Origin of the sequence: Bradyrhizobium sp. BRP19, assembly GCF_020194195.1 — a bacterium.
GTDB lineage: Bacteria > Pseudomonadota > Alphaproteobacteria > Rhizobiales > Xanthobacteraceae > Bradyrhizobium > Bradyrhizobium yuanmingense.
Map to the genome: position 1 here is coordinate 1 of NZ_JADYVZ010000141.1, position 437 is coordinate 437.

The following is a 437-nucleotide window of genomic DNA, read 5'->3' on the forward strand; positions in this document are numbered from 1 at the left end:
GGCAATACCCATGAACATTGAACCACGAAGTTTTCCTTCAAGTTCTGGTTGGCGTGCAACGGCTTGGAGAAAGTTTGAAACGATAAGTCCATCACCGATAGCGGCTCCGAGTGCTGCAAGACCGATAGCAATTGCTCCAAGAGCGGCAAGTGTAATTGTCATTATAGACCTCTTTCTATATTGCGATTTCGCAAATTTATTTTACTAAGAAAGTCTACTACTATTCGTAGTTTTTGTCAAAGACAAGCATGAGAATTTCATCATTTCTCTCATTTTTGTCTTTGTAAGCGTTTGAAGACAAAATTTTTAAATTTTGTACTGAATAAACAGAGAAATTTTTTTAGATTAGCTCAAGCGTTCTTCTTGTTTATAATTTATTGGGAGCCATTTTAATACAGATTCGATTTTTTGGGTCCAATAATACCATTCATGAACGC

The 437-nt window shown here is 36.2% G+C and carries 1 protein-coding gene; it reads right to left on the reverse strand.

The window, feature by feature from the left end:
* Positions 1-162, reverse strand: a 162-nt coding sequence (atpE, locus tag I6F36_RS38890; RefSeq protein WP_225173285.1) for an ATP synthase F0 subunit C, incomplete at its 3' end; no start/stop codon positions are given.
* Between the last annotated feature and the right edge of the window lie 275 nt (positions 163-437).